Source organism: Pseudomonas sp. 67(2021), assembly GCF_017491835.1.
Lineage (GTDB): Bacteria > Pseudomonadota > Gammaproteobacteria > Pseudomonadales > Pseudomonadaceae > Aquipseudomonas > Aquipseudomonas atacamensis.
In genome coordinates this window covers 1-16,647 of the sequence record NZ_JAFGYL010000040.1, presented here as the reverse complement: position 1 = coordinate 16,647, position 16,647 = coordinate 1, and the positions used below count along the sequence as shown (strand labels likewise).

Sequence of the window (16,647 nt, the reverse complement as noted above, 5' to 3'; positions counted from 1 at the left end):
CCCCAGCCCTCCCGAAACGTCGGACCGCCCCCAAGGGGGCGAGGGGGAAAGGGAGCAGATTTTCACGCTTTTCAAAATTTGTATTCGACTCGATTTTTCAGGTCGATGAATAACGAAACACACCCCGGTCAGTCCCCTCTCCCTCGGGGAGAGGGCTAGGGTGAGGGGCTTTTGACTTTTATTACGCAGTTTCCAGCTCACGCCGCGCAGTTACAGCATTCTGCACCGCCGCCGGAATCGGCGGGAAATCCTCATTCAGCACACACAGATGATCAATCGCATCTTCAAATTTCGCATCGGCTTTCTTGCGCAGTGCCCGGTATTGCTCAAAGCGTTCGAAGTCGGTCGGCGTCTGTTCCAGCAGCGCGTTGGCCGCTCGGTTCAGTTCGTGGGCTTCTTCGAACAGTTGACGATTGCGTTCCAGAGCCAGTGCTCTGCAAGCCTTGATTTGCGCAGGAGTCGAGCATTCGTTCATGACCGTGACCTTGTTTGTGTCGGGGTTCCGTTTAATAGGCTGTTCACCGCAGGGGAACCTAACCTGCCGGGCCGCGCTGATGATTGGCGCGGTTAAAGTTGTGACCCTTGGGTCGCGCCCGGCGATCCATTTTTTTGCAGAAAAATCTTCGATCATTTCCAGCCAAGCGCAGCGGCCGAAGAATCAGCTTTTTCGTTGCTTCAGGCGTTCATAGCGCGCCAGCATCGGTTGTGTGCTGATGCCATGCAGCAGAATGCTCAGGGCCACTACTGACAAAGTGATGTCGGTACAGACCTTGGCCACGTCTGAATCCAGACCGTGGTTCAAGGCGAAGAACAGATAGAACAGGCTGCCGATGCCGCGTATGCCAAACCAGCCGATCAACAAACGCTGCGGTCCGTTGAGCAAATTGCCCCATGGCATCAGTGCCACGCTCAGCGGGCGGATCAGGCAAAACAGCACGGCGCCGATCCACAACGCCCGCCAGTCCCAGTGGGCAATCAGCACAACACCAAGCAGGGTTACCAGAAATACTTCCATCGCCCGCTCGACCAGACTGCCGAACGCCAACATGTCACCCATCATGATCCCGGCCGCGACCTGGCTGTCTTCCAGCTTCTCCGTGTCGCCATGCACGGCGTTCTGCGGTTCGACGTTCTGATGACCGACCACCGGCTGCACCAGATGCTCGGCAGGTGCCTGGGTGATGCCCGTGGATTTGACTTCCTCCTGACGCAGCCCAAGGCCAGCAGCGAAGACCGCGAGAAAGCCGTAGCCGCCAATGGCGTCGGCGACCACGTAGGACAGCGCGATCAGCGCGAGGGTCAGGTAATCGTTGGGGCCGAGGGTGCTGTCCTCGTTGTGAATGCGCAGCAGCAGGGCGATGCGGCCGATGCCGCGCCCCATCCAGTAACCGGTGAGCAAACCCGCCGGCACCGCCCACAAAAGGCTGCGAACCACCCAGTGCTGCCATTCGCCAGCACTTCCGTCACCGTGCAGCAAAAGCAGACCGAGAATCACGAAAGGGAAAGCCACGCCATCGTTGAGCCCGGCCTCTCCGGAGAGGCCGAAACGTACGCTGTCGACGTCCTGGGCATCATTGACCTGCACCAGTGCGGCGAGCACCGGGTCGGTCGGAGCCAGAATCGCGCCGATCAGCAGGGAAGGCCCCCACGGCAATTGCAGGCCCCAGTGCAACAGCAGACACACGCCGATAATCGTCAGAATCATCACCGGCCCGGCCAGACCAAAAGCGATGCGCCAGGTCTTGTTGCCCAGCGGCAGGCGCAATTTCAAACCGCAGACGAACAAGGAAAACAGCACCGCGACTTCCGTCAGGTGCTCCATCCACAACGACGATTCTTCCAGCGGCAATTGCAGCAGGTCGAGGCCGCTGGGGCCGATGGCGATGCCCAGCAGCAGGCACACCGCCGAGGTGGTGACCGGCATCCAACGCAACCATGAGGAGGTCAGGGCCAGCGTCAGCAGCACGGCGCCGAGCACCGCGACCCATACGCCGAAACTCATGACGGCTCACAGCAGCGAATTTCCAAGGGCAGGCGCACCGGGTCAGCTCACGGTCGTGCGCAGGTACTCGGGGATGAGCACGTTGAACCACAGCAGAATCATCGACACCAGCATGGTCACCAGCACCAGCAGGCCGACGCCCCACACGCACGCCGAATACAGCAGGCCTTGCTCCTTGCGCTCATGCATGAAGGTCGGCAAGCCGACGAACAGCAGAAACGTCGAATAGATCGACGCGGCGCCGAGCACCAGAATCGCCAGCCAGCGGCTCGGGTACAGCCCGGCAATCCCGGCGAGGAAAAACGGCGTCACCGTGTAGGCGGCAAAACCGATGCATTGATTGAGCGTTGGCCGCGCATCGAATGATCGCGACATCCATCTGATAAACCCGCCGATAATCGCGACACCCGCGACGATCGTCACGTACAGCAACACGCTCAGTTGCAAGGCGCTGGCCGTGCTCAATCGCACGTTTTCACCCACGGCGAGGCTCCAGCCGACCTGGGTGGTGCCGATGAACAGGCACACGGCCGGAATCAGCGCGAGCAGCAGCAGATGCGCGAGATAGTGGCGGGGATGGGTTTCTTCTTCGCGGCGGATATCGGTCCAGGCGAAGTTGGGTTGGGTGAAGAGTCTGACGAGGGGGGCGGACATGACAACCTCCTGTTCCTGTTGGCCCGTAGGCGCATACAGGTATGGAGAGATGCCATGCCGCTCGGGTTCAGTTTTTCTGCTGCACGGTTACAGCATCGGTTTGCCGCCGGTCACGCCGTAGCGCTGGCCGGTGATGTAGCTGGCTTCGTCGGAGGCCAGCAGCACGTAAATCGGCGCGACTTCCACCGGTTGGCCGGGACGGCCGAGCGGGGTGCTGCCGCCGAAGTTCTGCACTTCTTCATCGGGCATGGTCGAGACGATCAGCGGCGTCCAGATCGGGCCGGGTGCGACGCTGTTGACGCGAATTTCCTTCGGTCCGAGCATCTGCGCCAGGCCACCGGTGAAGTTGGCGATCGCGCCTTTGGTGGTGGCGTAGGCCAGCAGGGTCGGCTTGGGCATGTCCGAGTTGACCGAGCTGGTGTTGATGATCGACGAACCGGGGCGCATGTGTTTGATCGCCGCCTGGCAGATCCTGAACATGGCAGTGATATTCACGTCGAAGGTCATCACCCATTCGTCATCGGGGATTTCTTCAAAGTTTTCATGGGTCATCTGGAACGCGGCGTTGTTGACCAGAATGTCGATGCGGCCAAAGCGCTCGACAGTCTTGTCGACCAGCGCTTGGCACTGCGCTTTCTCGGCGATATCGCCCGGCAGCAGGATGCACTGACGCCCGGCCTGCTCGACCCAGCGTGCGGTTTCCTTGGCGTCTTCGTGTTCATTCAGGTAAGCCACGGCGACATCGGCGCCTTCACGGGCGAAGGCAATCGCCACTGCGCGACCGATGCCGCTGTCAGCGCCGGTGATCAGCGCAATCTTGCCGGCCAGACGGCCGGAACCGACGTAACTTTGCTCGCCGCAGTCTGGATACGGCTCCATCTTGCGTTGCGAGCCGGGCACCGGTTGGGCTTGTTTCGGGAAGGGTGGTTTTGGATAGTCAGTCATCACAGGGTCTCCTGATTTCAAGGCCAGTGTTCCGGGTTGACCCGGTGGCTTTGCCTTGAGTTCGATCGGATTTGCGCTGGATTTTGGTTGGCTATGCAAAACCAATGTGGGAGCGAGCCTGCTCGCGAAAGCGTCTGTCAGACGATAAATATGTCGACTGACAGTACGCTTTCGCGAGCAGGCTCGCTCCCACAGGGGATCACTTACACAGGGGAATCTCGGGGCAGGATCAGAGATTGCGGTTAGCCAAAGCCCGCTCCATCCGCGCAATCCCTTCTTCCAGCAACGCCCTCGGGCAACCGAAGTTCAAACGCACAAACTGCTGATGCCGGTCGCCAAAATCCAATCCCGCGCTCAGGCCGACCTTGCCCTGTTCGAGGAAGAACCGCTGCGGATCCGGCAGGTCCAGCGCGGTGCAATCGAGCCACGCCAGATACGTGCCCTGCGGCACATTGATGGTCACGCCCGGCAGGCGCGTGCGCACCGCGTCTACCAGCCAGTCGCGGTTGGCCTGCAGGTAGGTTTTCAGTTCGGCGAGCCACGGCGCGGCTTCGCTGTAGGCGACGCGGGTGGCTTCCATGCCCAGCGGGTTGACGCTGTCGACCATGCCGCAGCGAGCGTGGTTGACGCGTTCGCGCAGACCGGCGTCCTGGATGATCATGAACGAGGTCTTGAGCCCGGCGATGTTGTAGGCCTTGCTCGCCGACATCAGGGTGATCGTGCGTTTGGAAATCTCGGGGCTCAGCGATGCGGTGGGAATGTGCACGCGGCCGTCGAAGCACAGTTCGGCGTGAATCTCGTCGGAGATGATCCACGCGTCCTGCGCTGCGCAGATATCCGCCACTGCCTGCAATTCTTCGCGGGCGAAGACCTTGCCGATCGGGTTGTGCGGGTTGCTCAACAGCAGGGCGCCGCCGCCTTTCAGCGACTCGCGCAGTGCGTCCAATGGCGTGGCGTAGGTGCCATCGGCCTGGGCGTTGAATTCCAGCTCGACCTTGTTCAGGCCCCAATGCCCCGGCGCATGGCGCAGCGGCGGGTAGTTAGGCACTTGCACGACGACATTCTGCTGCGCCTGGACCAAAGCCTTCAGCGCCATGTTGAAGCCCGATTCCACACCCGGCAGGAAGATCAGCTCCTGCGGTTTGACCTGCCATGAATACTTGTTCCACAGGTCGGCGACGATCGCTTCACGCAGGTTGTCCTGGGCCACGCTGTAACCGAGCAACGGGTGCAGCAGGCGCTGTTGCAAGGCTTCGACGATGACCGGCGGCGCAGCAAAATCCATGTCAGCGACCCACATCGGCAACACATCGGCCGGGTAGCGGCTCCACTTGGTGCTGCCAGTGTGGTGGCGGTCGAACAGCTGATCAAAATCGAAAGTCATGCGCGGTCTCGTCAAGGCGGGATTGGTTCTGCCGGACATTCTATGCGCAACTCGTTCCCTGTAGGAGTGAGCCTGCTCGCAATAGCGATCTGACTGATCGTTCCCACGCTCCGCGTGGGAATGCAGCCCGGGACGCTCTGCGTCCCAGTGGAACGCGGAGCGTCCCTTGAGGCATTCCCACGCGGAGCGTGGGAACGATCAACACCTCGAGATTGCAGATGAAACACCCGACGGTCGGTTTTCACACAATCGGCAAGGTCTTTGTCTACAGTGAAAAAGTCGGCGCCAAGGCGTCGCAACCGTGATTGTCCAGATAAAGCCCGGCACAAGTACCGGGTTCCACCTGATCAGGAGTGCACGATGGATCTCAGCCGTCGTCAGTTCTTCAAGGTCGCCGGTATCGGCCTTGCAGGCTCAAGCCTGGGCGCGTTGGGCATGGCCCCGACGGCGGCCTTCGCCGAGCAGGTGCGTCACTTCAAGCTCGCCCACACCCGTGAAACCCGCAACACCTGCCCGTATTGCTCGGTCGGTTGCGGTTTGATCATGTACAGCCAGGGCGATGCCGGCAAGAACGTGGCGCAAAACATCATTCACATCGAAGGCGACGCCGACCACCCGGTCAATCGCGGCACGCTGTGCCCGAAAGGCGCGGGCCTGCTCGACTTCATTCACAGCCCCGGCCGCTTGCAGTATCCGCAGGTGCGCAAGCCCGGCAGCAATGAATGGACGCGTATCGGCTGGGACGAAGCCCTCGATCGCATCGCCGACCTGATGAAAGCCGACCGCGACGCCAACTTCATCGAGAAAAATGCCAACGGGCAGACGGTAAATCGCTGGCTGACCACCGGTTTCCTCGCGGCATCGGCGGCATCCAACGAAGCCGGCTACATCACCCAGAAGGTGATTCGCAGCCTCGGCCTGCTGGGGTTCGATAACCAGGCGCGTGTCTGACACGGCCCGACGGTGGCAAGTCTTGCCCCGACGTACGGCCGTGGTGCCATGACCAACACCTGGACCGATATCGCCAACGCGAATCTGATCCTGGTAATGGGCGGCAACGCAGCAGAAGCGCATCCGTGCGGCTTCAAATGGGTGACCGAGGCCAAGGCGCACAACGCCGCGCGGCTGATCGTGGTCGATCCGCGTTTTACCCGGACCGCTTCGGTGGCCGACTATTACGCGCCGATCCGCACCGGCACCGACATCGCCTTCATGGGCGGGCTGATCAATTACCTGCTGACCGAGGACAAGATCCAGCACGAATACGTGCGCAATTACACCGACGTGTCGTTCATCGTCAAAGCCGGTTATGGCTTCGAAGACGGCCTGTTCAGCGGCTATGACGCGGAAAAACGCAGCTATACCGACAAGTCCGGCTGGGGCTACGAGTTCGCCGAGGACGGTTTCGTCCGCGTCGACCCGACCCTGCAAGACCCGCGCTGCGTCTATCAACTGATGAAGCAGCATTACAGCCGCTACAACATTGAGCTGGCCAGCCAGATCTGCGGCATGCCGGTCGACGCGATGCAGAAAATCTGGGAAGAGATCGCCACCTGCTCGACACCGGGCAAGACCATGACGATTCTCTATGCCCTCGGCTGGACGCAGCACTCGATCGGCGCGCAGATCATCCGCAGCGCGGCGATGGTGCAGCTGCTGTTGGGCAACGTCGGCATGCCCGGCGGTGGCGTCAATGCGCTGCGCGGGCACTCGAACATCCAGGGCCTGACCGACCTCGGTCTGCTGTCCAACGCCTTGCCCGGCTACCTCACGCTGCCCAGCGACAGCGAGCAGGACTACGGTCAGTTCATCTTCAAACGCACACAGGTTCCGCTAAGACCGGGGCAGCTCTCGTATTGGCAGAACTACAGCAAATTCCACGTCAGCCTGATGAAATCCTGGTACGGCGCCAATGCCACCGCCGAGAACAACTGGCTGTTCGACCATTTGCCGAAGCTCGACATCCCTAATTACGACGTGCTGAAAATGTTCGACCTGATGAGCCAGGGCAAGGTTAACGGCTACTTCTGCCAAGGCTTCAATCCGATCGCCGCGTTGCCGGACAAGAACCGCGTGATGGGCGCATTGGCCAAGCTCAAGTGGCTGGTGGTGATGGACCCGCTGGCCACGGAAACCTCGGAGTTCTGGCAGAACGTCGGACCGTACAACGACGTGAAAACCGCTGAAATCCAGACCGAAGTCATTCGCCTGCCGACCACTTGCTTTGCCGAGGAGGACGGCTCGCTGGTCAACAGCAGCCGCTGGCTGCAATGGCACTGGAAGGGTGCCGACGGCCCCGGCGAAGCGCAGACTGACATTCGCATCATGAGCGAATTGTTCCTGCGCCTGCGCCAGCGTTATCAGACCGAAGGCGGCAAGTTTCCTGATCCGCTGCTGAAACTGTCGTGGCCGTACAAGATCCCCGACGAGCCTTCGCCGGAAGAACTGGCGCGGGAAATCAACGGCACCGCTGTCAGCGATTTCACCGATGCCAGCGGCGTCACGGTCAAGGCCGGTACGCAACTGGCCGGCTTCGGTTTGCTCAAAGATGACGGCAGCACCGCGTCCGGTTGCTGGATTTTCGCCGGCAGCTGGACCGAAGCCGGCAATCAGATGGCCCGTCGTGATAACGCCGACCCATTTGGCATGCACCAGCATCAAGGCTGGGCGTGGGCATGGCCGGCCAATCGGCGGATTCTCTACAACCGCGCCTCGGCGGATCCGGCGGGCAAACCGTGGGACCCGAAAAAGCGGCTGGTGTGGTGGAGCGGCAAGGCCTGGACCGGCACCGACGTCCCTGACTACAAGGCCGACGTGCCGCCGGAAGCCGGGATGAACCCATTCATCATGAACCCCGAAGGCGTCGCGCGGTTCTTCGCCGTCGACAAGATGAACGAAGGTCCATTCCCTGAGCACTACGAGCCGTTCGAAACGCCGATCGGCATCAACCCGCTGCACCCGCAGAACAAGAAGGCCACCAGCAACCCGGCGGCGCGGATCTTTGATTCGGTCTGGGAAACCCTGGGCGAGGCCAAGGACTTCCCGTACGCCGGCACTAGCTACCGGCTTACCGAGCATTTCCACTTCTGGAGCAAGCACTGCAAGTTGAACGCGATCGCTCAGCCCGAGCAATTCGTCGAAATCGGCGAGGTGCTGGCGAACGAGAAGGGCATCGCTGCCGGTGATCGCGTGCGGGTCAGCTGCAAGCGCGGCTTTATCGAGGCGGTGGCGGTAGTGACGAAAAGGATCCGGCCGCTGCAGGTCAACGGCCAGGTCGTGCATCAGATCGGAATCCCGCTGCACTGGGGTTTCACCGGCCTGACGCGGCACGGTTACCTGACCAACACCCTGGTGCCGTTCCTCGGCGATGGCAACACTCAGACCCCGGAATCCAAGTCATTCCTGGTCAACGTGGAGAAACTGTAAATGGCCAGCCAAGACATCATTGCCCGCTCGGCCACCACCACCGTGCCGCCGTCGGTGAGGACTCAGCAGGGCGTTGCCAAGCTGATCGACACGACCAAATGCATCGGTTGCAAGGCCTGCCAGGTCGCCTGCTCGGAATGGAACGAGCTGCGCGACGAGGTCGGCCACAACCACGGCACCTACGACAATCCGCAGGATCTGACGGCGGATTCGTGGACGCTGATGCGCTTCACCGAGCACGAAACCGACGCCGGCAACCTTGAGTGGCTGATCCGCAAGGATGGCTGCATGCACTGCGCCGAGCCCGGTTGCCTGGCCGCGTGCCCGAGCCCCGGGGCGATCATTCAGCACGCCAATGGCATCGTTGATTTCGATCAGGATCACTGCATCGGTTGCGGCTATTGCATCACCGGTTGCCCGTTCAACATCCCGCGCATTTCGCAGAAGGATCACAAGGCCTACAAATGCACGCTGTGTTCCGATCGGGTCGCGGTAGGGCTGGAGCCGGCCTGCGTGAAAACCTGCCCGACCGGCGCGATCGTCTTCGGCACCAAGGAAGACATGAAGGAACACGCCGCTGAACGCATCGTCGACCTGAAAAGCCGTGGCTTTGAAAACGCTGGTTTGTACGACCCGGCAGGCGTCGGCGGCACCCACGTGATGTACGTGCTGCATCACGCCGATACGCCAAAAATCTACGCCGGCTTGCCGGATCACCCGGCGATCAGTCCGCTGGTGGGTTTGTGGAAAGGCATCAGCAAACCCCTCGGCCTGCTGGCGATGGGCGCGGCGGTGCTGGCCGGGTTCTTCCACTACGTGCGCATCGGCCCGAATCGCGTCGAGGAGGATGAACATCCGACGCCACCCGACACCTCGGTGCACGTGGTCGACCCGGCGGTGCACACCTTCGATCCACGCGGGGAGGAGCGGCCATGAGCAACAAGACGATCCTGCGTTACAGCGCCAACCAGCGGACCAATCACTGGCTGGTGGCGATCCTGTTTTTCATGGCCGGGTTGTCCGGGCTGGCGTTGTTTCATCCGTCGCTGTTCTGGCTGAGTAACCTGTTCGGCGGCGGCACCTGGACGCGGATCCTGCACCCGTACATGGGCATCGCCATGTTCGTGCTGTTCCTCGGCCTGGTGTTCAGCTTCTGGCGCACCAACTTCTTCATCGCCAATGACCGCCAGTGGCTGCGGCGGATCAATCGGGTGATGGTCAACGACGAGGAAAGCGTGCCGCCGGTGGGCAAATACAACGCCGGACAGAAGTTGCTGTTCTGGACTTTACTGCTGTGCATGCTCGCGTTGCTGTTCACCGGGCTGGTGATCTGGCGCGCGTGGTTCAGCGCGTATTTCGGCATCACCACGATCCGCTGGGCCATGCTGTTGCATGCACTGGCCGGGTTCGTGCTGGTGCTGAGCATCATCGTGCACATCTACGCCGGTTTGTGGATCAAGGGTTCGGTCGACGCCATGTTGCATGGCTGGGTCAGTCGGCCGTGGGCGAAGAAACACCATGCACTGTGGTACCGCGAGGTGACCCGCGACGAACAGTCTCGGGACGTGCCCGAGCGACCGCTGACGAAAAAGGGCTGACTTTTGCCAAGCATTCTTGAACCTGGGGAAATCGAGGCGGCGGCAAGTTCGCCGCCGTTTCTGTATCTGCCGCCACGTAACCTGTTTGCCCTGCGCGCCGAGCGCCTTGAGCGTCTGGCCGAGGGCAATGGGTTGGCGGATTATCTGCGGCTGATGGCCGGGTTGTGCCGGGCGCAGCAGCAGGTGTTCGACGATCCGCCGCTGATGGCGCCATTCGATGCACAGCGTTTCGAGGCCTGTCAGCAGCACGGTCTGCCGCCGTTCGCCGCAGACACCTTGGTGCGCGAGGATGCCTGGCAGCCGTGGCTGGATGCTTTGCTGCAGCGCTATGCGCCAGCGGATCAGCCTGCGGTGATCGACGCGCTGGATACTTTGCGCGGCGCCAGTCCCGGCCAGTTGCGCGCGTGGGCAGTGGCGCTGGTCAGCGGTCAATATTCGCTGGTGCCAGCGGCGCTGGTGCCGTTTCTCGGCGCGGCGCTGCAAACCGCCTGGAGCCACTGGCTGCTCAGCGTGCCGCAACTGCAACTGAAACCCGGCGACAGCCTCAGCCAATGCCCGGCCTGTGGTTCACCGGCCATGGCCGGGGTGATTCGCCATCGCGGCAAGCACAACGGTTTGCGCTATCTGGTGTGTTCGCTGTGCGCCTGCGAATGGCATGTGGTGCGGGTCAAGTGCGTGTATTGCGAGCAGAGCAAAGGCCTCGAGTACCTGAGCCAGGAAGATGATCGGCACAGCGCGGAACAGGCCCCGCTGCGCGCCGAAGTCTGCCCGAGCTGCAACAGCTACCTGAAATTGCTCTACCTGGAGAACGACGCCGAAGCCGAAGCGTTGTCGGCAGATCTCGGCAGTTTACTGCTGGACATGCGTCTGGCCCAGGACGGCTATCAGCGTCTGGCGCCCAATCTGCTGCTGGCGCCGGGAGACGACTGACCAGAGCAAAATTGTGGGAGGGGGTGTGCTCCCACAAGTCTATGTGCCGAATCACAAAGCCCGGTCAGCCACGGATTTCTCTGTGGGAGCGAGCTTGCTCGCGAAGGCGTCAGGTCAGCCACCTCCACATTGACTGACACACCGCATTCGCGAGCAGGCTCGCTCCCACAGGTTTTTGTGGTGACCAACAATGTTCATTCCACCCCGAATCCCTGTGGGAGCTGGCTTGTGTGCCGGTTACAAAGCCCGGTCCGCCCCGGATTTCTCTGTGGGAGCGAGCCTGCTCGCGAAGGCGTCAGGTCAGCCACCTCCACATTGACTGACACACCGCATTCGCGAGCAGGCTCGCTCCCACAGATTTTTGTGGTGACCAACAATGTTCATTCAGCCCCGAATCCCTGTGGGAGCTGGCTTGCCAGCGATTCGGTCGGCACATCCACCGCCTTCTTTGACTGACCCACCGCAATCGCTGGCAAGCCAGCCACAGATTTGTGTGCCGAATCACAAAGCCCGGTCAGCCCCGGATTTCTCTGTGGGAGCGAGCTTGCTCGCGAAGGCGTCTGGTCAGCGACAACCACACTAACTGACACACCGCATTCGCGAGCAGGCTCGCTCCCACAGGTTTTTTGTGGTGACCAACAATGTTCATTCCACCCCGAATCCCTGTGGGAGCTGGCTTGCCAGCGATTCGGTCGGCACATCCACCGCCTTCTTTGACTGACCCACCGCAATCGCTGGGAAGCCAGCTCCCACAGATTTGTGTGCCGAATCACAAAGCCCGGTCAGCCCCGGATTTCTCTGTGGGAGCGAGCCTGCTCGCGAAGGCGTCAGGCCAGCCACATCCACATTGACTGACACACCGCATTCGCGAGCAGGCTCGCTCCGGCAGTGCGTCTACACTTCTGAAACCCTTTTGGGAGCAAGCTTGCTCCCAAAAGGGATTGTTTCAGTGAAATCAGGAGTGGCTGATGTCTTCCAGCGTTGCCCTGCGGTTGCCGTCTATTGATGGCTTGTTGCGTCATCCGGCGTGCGCGCCGTTGGCCGAGCGTTACGGCCGAGATTCGTTGCTGACGGGTCTGCGTCAGTTGCTCGATGAGCTAAGGCCCGGCGTGTTGAGCGGGCAATTGGCGGCAGTGGAAATTGGCCCCGAAGTGCTCGCCGGCCGCGTCGGCGAACGCTTGGCGCAACAGCAGCGCAGTCAGGTACGCCGGGTATTCAACCTGACCGGCACGGTGCTGCACACCAATCTCGGCCGCGCCTTGCTGCCGGAGGAAGCCATCGAAGCGGTGCAAATGGCCGCACGCTATCCGCTCAATCTCGAGTTCGATCTGGCCAGCGGCAAGCGCGGTGATCGTGACGATCTGATCGAAGGCCTGATCCGCGAACTGACCGGCGCTGAAGCGGTGACCGTGGTCAACAACAACGCCGCTGCCGTGCTGCTGACGCTGAACAGCCTCGGCGCGCGCAAGGAAGGCATCATCTCGCGCGGTGAGCTGATCGAAATCGGCGGCGCCTTCCGCATCCCCGACATCATGGCCCGCGCCGGCGTGCGGCTGCATGAAGTCGGCACCACCAACCGCACCCATGCCCGGGATTACCAAGCGGCGATCAGTCCGCGCAGCGGTTTGATCATGCGCGTGCATGCCAGCAACTACAGCATCGAAGGCTTCACCGCGCGGGTGCCGACTGCGGAACTGGCCGAGTTGGCGCACGCTCATGGCTTGCCGTTGTTGGAAGATCTGGGCAGCGGCAGTCTGCTCGACCTGACGCGCTGGGGCCTGCCGGCGGAACCGACGGTGCGGCAGGCCTTGCTCGATGGCGCCGACATCGTCACCTTCAGCGGCGACAAATTGCTCGGCGGGCCGCAGGCCGGATTGATTGTCGGGCGCAAAGAACTGATCGCGAAGATCAAGAAAAATCCATTGAAGCGTGCGCTGCGGGTCGACAAGTTGACCTTGGCCGCGCTGGAAGCGGTGCTCGGTCTGTACCGCGATCCGGATCGCCTCGTCGAGCGCCTGCCGAGCCTGCGCCTGCTGACCCGGCCGCAAGCCGACATTCACGCGCAGGCTGTGCGTTTGCAACCGCTACTCGCCGATGTCTTGGGCGAGGTCTGGCAGGTCAGTGCAGTCGAGGCGTTGGGCATGATCGGCAGCGGCAGCCAACCGGTGGCGCGTCTGCCGAGTGCAGCGCTGTGTTGTCGCCCGCAAGTGTCCAAGCGCTGGCGCGGGCGCTATCTGCTCAATCTTGAAGCGGCGTTGCGCGGATTGCCGATCCCTGTGCTTGGGCGAATCGGCGACGATGCGCTGTGGCTCGATCTGCGTCAGCTCGACGATGAGCCAGCGTGGCTGGCGCAGTTGGCGCAATTGCAGGTCGACCGGTGATCGTCGGCACAGCGGGGCACATCGACCACGGCAAGACTTCGCTGTTGCAAGCGCTGACCGGGCAAACCGGCGACCGCCGCCCGCAGGAGCGCGAACGCGGCATGACCATCGACCTCGGTTATCTCTACGCCGAACTCGCAGCGGGCGCCGGGCTGACCGGCTTCATCGACGTGCCGGGGCACGAAAAATTCACTCACAACATGCTCGCCGGCGCACAGGGCATCGATCTGGTGTTGCTGGTAGTCGCGGCGGATGACGGGGTGATGCCGCAGACCCGCGAGCACCTGGCGATCGTTGAGCTGCTCGGCATCCCGCGCGCGCTGGTGGCGATCACTAAATGCGACCGGGCGGGAGCGGGCAGGGTGGAAGAGGTGCAGCGCCAAGTGCTCGATTTGCTGGCGCCCGGGCCATTTGCTGATGCGCCGATTTTTACCGTGTCGAGCGTGAACGGGCAGGGCGTCGGTGAGTTGCGCGCGGCGTTATTGCAGGCACAGAACGAGGTGCAGGCACGCGGTTGTGAGGGCGGCTTTCGTCTGGCGATTGATCGGGCGTTCAGCGTCCCCGGTGCGGGGATTGTGGTCACGGGCACCGCGCTATCGGGCACGGTTGCGGTGGGCGACAAACTTGTCTTGGGGCCTGCGGGCAAATCGGTGCGCATCCGTGGCCTGCACGCGCAAAATCAGGCCGCTGAACAGGCGTTCGCTGGCCAACGCGTGGCATTGAACCTCAGCGGCGATCGTCTGGAACTGGCGCAAATCCACCGTGGCCAATGGCTGCTGGCGGACTGGCTGCACGCCCCGACCCAGCGCATCGACATCGACTTTCAGCTGTTGCCCGGCGAGCGCACCTTTGAACATTTTCACCCGGTGCATCTGCACCTCGGCACGCAAGATGTCATCGCCCGGGTCGCCTTGCTGCAAGGCCCGCGCCTGACTCCCGGCGAGCGCATGTTCGCGCAACTGCTGATCAACGCGCCGGTGCAAGCGGTGAAGGGTGATCGGCTGATCCTGCGCGACTCCAGTGCCCAGCGCACCCTCGGCGGCGGCACAGTCCTCGACCCGTTCGCCCCGGCGCGCCAACGTCGCAGCCCGGAACGCCTCGCGCAACTGCAAACCCTCGCTCTGAGTGTCAGCCTCGAACAAGCCTTGCCGGCACTGCTCAACCACAGCCCCGGCGGCCTCGACCCGCAACGCCTGGAACGCCAGTTCAACCGCCCGCGCGCGCAGTGGACGCTGGCGGAAAACATCCGCCTGATCGACACCCGCCAAGGCCCGCTGCTGTTCAACGTGCAGCGCTGGGGCCAGTTGAAATTCACCTTGCTCGCACAACTGGCGCGATTCCATGAACAGGAACCCGACCAGATGGGCCCGGACCGCGATCGTCTGCGCCGCTTCAGCGCTCTGGCGCTGGAACGCTCGACCTTCATCAGCCTGCTCGACGAACTGCTCAGCGCCGGCTCGATCCTCGCCAGCGGCCCCTGGCTGCACCTGCCCGACCATCAGGTGCGCCTGAATGCCGACGATGAAATCCTCTGGCAGCAATTACAGCCGTTGTTCGAACAGGCCGGTTTCGATCCGCCGTGGGTGCGCGACGCGGCTAAAATGCTCGGCGAAGACGACGTCCGTGTCCGCCTGCTGCTGCGCAAACTCGCACGGCTGGGCCTGATGCACCAGGTGGTGCGCGACCTGTTCATCAGCGACATTGTCTTGCGGCAAATGGCGGCGCTGCTGCTGAAACTCGCCGAAGAAAATCCAGCGATTGAGGTGACAACTTTCCGTGATGCGCTAGGCTTGGGACGCAAACGCTGTATTCAGTATCTGGAATATTTCGACCGACTCGGCCTGACCCGCCGCCTCGGCGAATCCCGCCAGATCCGCCCCGACAACGCGCTGGCCAACGCCTGCGCACCCTGAGTTCAGGAAGACAATCGCGCCCGGTGGCGCGGCCGGGCTTCAAACCCGGTTGGGGACGGCATCCGTTCCCGGGCAGGTTCGACTCCGGCTGTCTTCCGCCAGTCTCCCAAAAGCAAAAGATCGCAGCCTTCGGCAGCTTCTACATCGATTTGTAGGAGCTGCCGAAGGCTGCGATCTTTTGATTTTCGGTGATACAAGAAGGTTAGAGATTACGCTGCGCTTCCATCCGGTCATGCAAGATTCTGATTATCGCGATCCCATAGGCGGTGATTCGAAAATAAATCACGTGACTCTCCACGCTGCAGCGTCGGTAACCGGGGCGGATCGCGTCGCATGCGGGTGCTGTTTTGGGACGATCAGCCAACTGCTCGAAAGACGCAGTCAGGATGTCGATGTAGCGATTGGCCTGATCCAAACCCCATTGTTGAGCTGTATAGGTCCAGATAGCCTCAAGATCCGCTTCGGCGGCGGGGGTAAGTCGGTATTCAGCCATGCGCCCTCAACATTCTCTTTTTGAAAGCATCAGCATCGAATGGCCGGGGGGCACCACTGGATTCTCCTTCTCGAAGGGCTGCGCGGACGGCTTCCAGTTCAGCGTTTCGCTCTTGCTCTCGACGGATCAAATCGCGGATATATTCGCTGTCGTTGGTGTAATGTCCCGCTTCTATTTGAGCTTTGATCCAATGGTCTTGCTGGTCAGTCACGGTTATGGTTTTTCGTACGGTAGCCATGGTCGGGCCTTTTGCGGGTGGGGAACTTTTCGCAAATTATCATACTAATGGTGCGCTAACGAGTATGAGCCTAGCCGTTACAAGAACGAATCACAGCCTTCGGCAGCTCATGCGTACATCACTCGAACTGCCGCAGGCTGCATTTTCAGACCCGCGACCGAATCTGCTGCCCGAGCACATCCATCGGGTTAAATAAATCCGTCCCCTTTGTGCGCGCCTTTGTGCTGTGTCAACTCTGACAGGTCGGAGGGGGTTTGCGATGAACGGTCATGAAGAGTGTTCCCATGCGCAAAGGCATGCAGCCGGGACGCTCCGGATCCCATCGGGAGCCGAACGCGGAGCGTCCGTTGAGGCATTCCCACGCAGGAGCGTGGGAACGATCATCGGGCTCCGCTACTGCGGCAGCTCCAGATTATCCAGCACCCGATTCACCGCCAATTCTCCGAGCATGATCAGTTGCGCAATCCCCATCAGCGTCCGGCGTTGCGATGGCTTGACCAGCCCGGCGAATTCCTGGGCGATGGTTTTGGCCGAGGCGAGGGTTTCGCAGGCGTTGGCCAGCAGGTCTTCATTTTTGGTGTCGGCGGTGACGGCGTACATCGCGCGGGGGCTGAACGGTGGTGGGGTCGAGCCGGGTGGGCAGAGGTAGTGGTCGAGGGCGCAGTCGGCGGCTTGGTGGAGTT

14 protein-coding genes and 1 tRNA gene are annotated in these 16,647 nt (G+C 61.7%); 7 read left to right on the top strand and 8 right to left on the bottom strand.

What is annotated here, in order from left to right; genetic code table 11:
- Positions 1–181: 181 nt before the first annotated feature.
- From J5M66_RS26050 to J5M66_RS26030, 5 genes are all read right to left on the bottom strand, one after another.
- Positions 182–631: a hypothetical protein gene (locus tag J5M66_RS26050; RefSeq protein WP_241196164.1), complete on the bottom strand. Its 450-nt coding sequence runs from the start codon at positions 629–631 to the stop codon at positions 182–184.
- A 27-nt stretch (positions 632–658) separates the two neighbouring features.
- Positions 659–2,002 carry a cation:proton antiporter gene (locus J5M66_RS26045; RefSeq protein ID WP_206422120.1) on the bottom strand — a complete coding sequence of 448 codons (1,344 nt, stop codon included), beginning with the start codon at positions 2,000–2,002 and terminating at the stop codon, positions 659–661.
- Positions 2,003–2,044: 42 nt separating this feature from the next.
- The gene (locus tag J5M66_RS26040; RefSeq protein WP_016774823.1) at positions 2,045–2,656 is read right to left on the bottom strand and encodes a Yip1 family protein; all 612 of its coding nucleotides are present in this window, start codon (positions 2,654–2,656) and stop codon (positions 2,045–2,047) included.
- 87 nt (positions 2,657–2,743) lie between these two features.
- Positions 2,744–3,601 (bottom strand): glucose 1-dehydrogenase, encoded by an 858-nt coding sequence (locus J5M66_RS26035; RefSeq protein ID WP_016774822.1) that lies wholly within the window; start codon positions 3,599–3,601, stop codon positions 2,744–2,746.
- A gap of 229 nt (positions 3,602–3,830) precedes the next feature.
- Complete coding sequence (locus J5M66_RS26030) at positions 3,831–4,985, bottom strand: PatB family C-S lyase (protein ID WP_130909639.1); 1,155 nt, start codon at positions 4,983–4,985, stop codon at positions 3,831–3,833.
- A 360-nt stretch (positions 4,986–5,345) separates the two neighbouring features.
- Here J5M66_RS26030 and fdnG point away from each other — a divergent pair, with 360 nt between their 5' ends.
- From fdnG to J5M66_RS25995, 7 genes are all read left to right on the top strand, one after another.
- Positions 5,346–8,411, top strand: coding sequence for a formate dehydrogenase-N subunit alpha (fdnG, locus tag J5M66_RS26025; protein WP_207808827.1), 3,066 nt, complete (start codon positions 5,346–5,348; stop codon positions 8,409–8,411).
- Entirely contained in the window at positions 8,412–9,347 is a 936-nt protein-coding gene (gene fdxH / locus J5M66_RS26020; RefSeq protein WP_016774818.1) for a formate dehydrogenase subunit beta, read from the top strand.
- Entirely contained in the window at positions 9,344–10,009 is a 666-nt protein-coding gene (locus J5M66_RS26015; protein WP_207808817.1) for a formate dehydrogenase subunit gamma, read from the top strand. The genes fdxH and J5M66_RS26015 overlap by 4 nt, the downstream gene beginning before the upstream one ends.
- Positions 10,010–10,012: 3 nt before the next feature.
- A complete protein-coding gene (gene fdhE, locus J5M66_RS26010) occupies positions 10,013–10,939 on the top strand; it encodes a formate dehydrogenase accessory protein FdhE (protein ID WP_125926632.1) in 927 nt (308 codons plus the stop codon).
- Between the two features lie 968 nt (positions 10,940–11,907).
- Entirely contained in the window at positions 11,908–13,320 is a 1,413-nt protein-coding gene (gene selA, locus J5M66_RS26005) for an L-seryl-tRNA(Sec) selenium transferase (RefSeq protein ID WP_207808815.1), read from the top strand.
- Positions 13,317–15,233, top strand: coding sequence for a selenocysteine-specific translation elongation factor (gene selB / locus J5M66_RS26000; RefSeq protein WP_207808930.1), 1,917 nt, complete (start codon positions 13,317–13,319; stop codon positions 15,231–15,233). Before selA ends, selB begins: the two co-directional genes overlap by 4 nt.
- Positions 15,234–15,238: 5 nt before the next feature.
- Positions 15,239–15,334: transfer RNA gene (locus J5M66_RS25995), tRNA-Sec, on the top strand.
- A gap of 101 nt (positions 15,335–15,435) precedes the next feature.
- Here the strand turns inward: J5M66_RS25995 and J5M66_RS25990 are convergent.
- From J5M66_RS25990 to J5M66_RS25980, 3 genes are all read right to left on the bottom strand, one after another.
- The gene (locus J5M66_RS25990) at positions 15,436–15,726 is read right to left on the bottom strand and encodes a type II toxin-antitoxin system RelE/ParE family toxin (protein WP_016770737.1); all 291 of its coding nucleotides are present in this window, start codon (positions 15,724–15,726) and stop codon (positions 15,436–15,438) included.
- A complete protein-coding gene (locus J5M66_RS25985) occupies positions 15,719–15,964 on the bottom strand; it encodes a type II toxin-antitoxin system ParD family antitoxin (protein ID WP_083386978.1) in 246 nt (81 codons plus the stop codon). Before J5M66_RS25985 ends, J5M66_RS25990 begins: the two co-directional genes overlap by 8 nt.
- 393 nt (positions 15,965–16,357) lie before the next feature.
- The coding region (locus tag J5M66_RS25980; RefSeq protein ID WP_207817515.1) for a DUF6124 family protein at positions 16,358–16,647 on the bottom strand (290 nt) is incomplete at its 5' end.

What these genes read in the sequence shown, in the direction of transcription:
- J5M66_RS26050 (WP_241196164.1), bottom strand. Translation starts at nt 631, where the DNA reads ATGATCGAAGATTTTTCTGCAAAAAAATGGATCGCCGGGCGCGACCCA.
- J5M66_RS26045 (WP_206422120.1), bottom strand. Translation starts at nt 2,002, where the DNA reads ATGAGTTTCGGCGTATGGGTCGCGGTGCTCGGCGCCGTGCTGCTGACG.
- J5M66_RS26040 (WP_016774823.1), bottom strand. Translation starts at nt 2,656, where the DNA reads ATGTCCGCCCCCCTCGTCAGACTCTTCACCCAACCCAACTTCGCCTGG.
- J5M66_RS26035 (WP_016774822.1), bottom strand. Translation starts at nt 3,601, where the DNA reads ATGACTGACTATCCAAAACCACCCTTCCCGAAACAAGCCCAACCGGTG.
- J5M66_RS26030 (WP_130909639.1), bottom strand. Translation starts at nt 4,985, where the DNA reads ATGACTTTCGATTTTGATCAGCTGTTCGACCGCCACCACACTGGCAGC.
- fdxH (WP_016774818.1), top strand. Translation starts at nt 8,412, where the DNA reads ATGGCCAGCCAAGACATCATTGCCCGCTCGGCCACCACCACCGTGCCG.
- J5M66_RS26015 (WP_207808817.1), top strand. Translation starts at nt 9,344, where the DNA reads ATGAGCAACAAGACGATCCTGCGTTACAGCGCCAACCAGCGGACCAAT.
- selA (WP_207808815.1), top strand. Translation starts at nt 11,908, where the DNA reads ATGTCTTCCAGCGTTGCCCTGCGGTTGCCGTCTATTGATGGCTTGTTG.
- J5M66_RS25990 (WP_016770737.1), bottom strand. Translation starts at nt 15,726, where the DNA reads ATGGCTGAATACCGACTTACCCCCGCCGCCGAAGCGGATCTTGAGGCT.
- J5M66_RS25985 (WP_083386978.1), bottom strand. Translation starts at nt 15,964, where the DNA reads ATGGCTACCGTACGAAAAACCATAACCGTGACTGACCAGCAAGACCAT.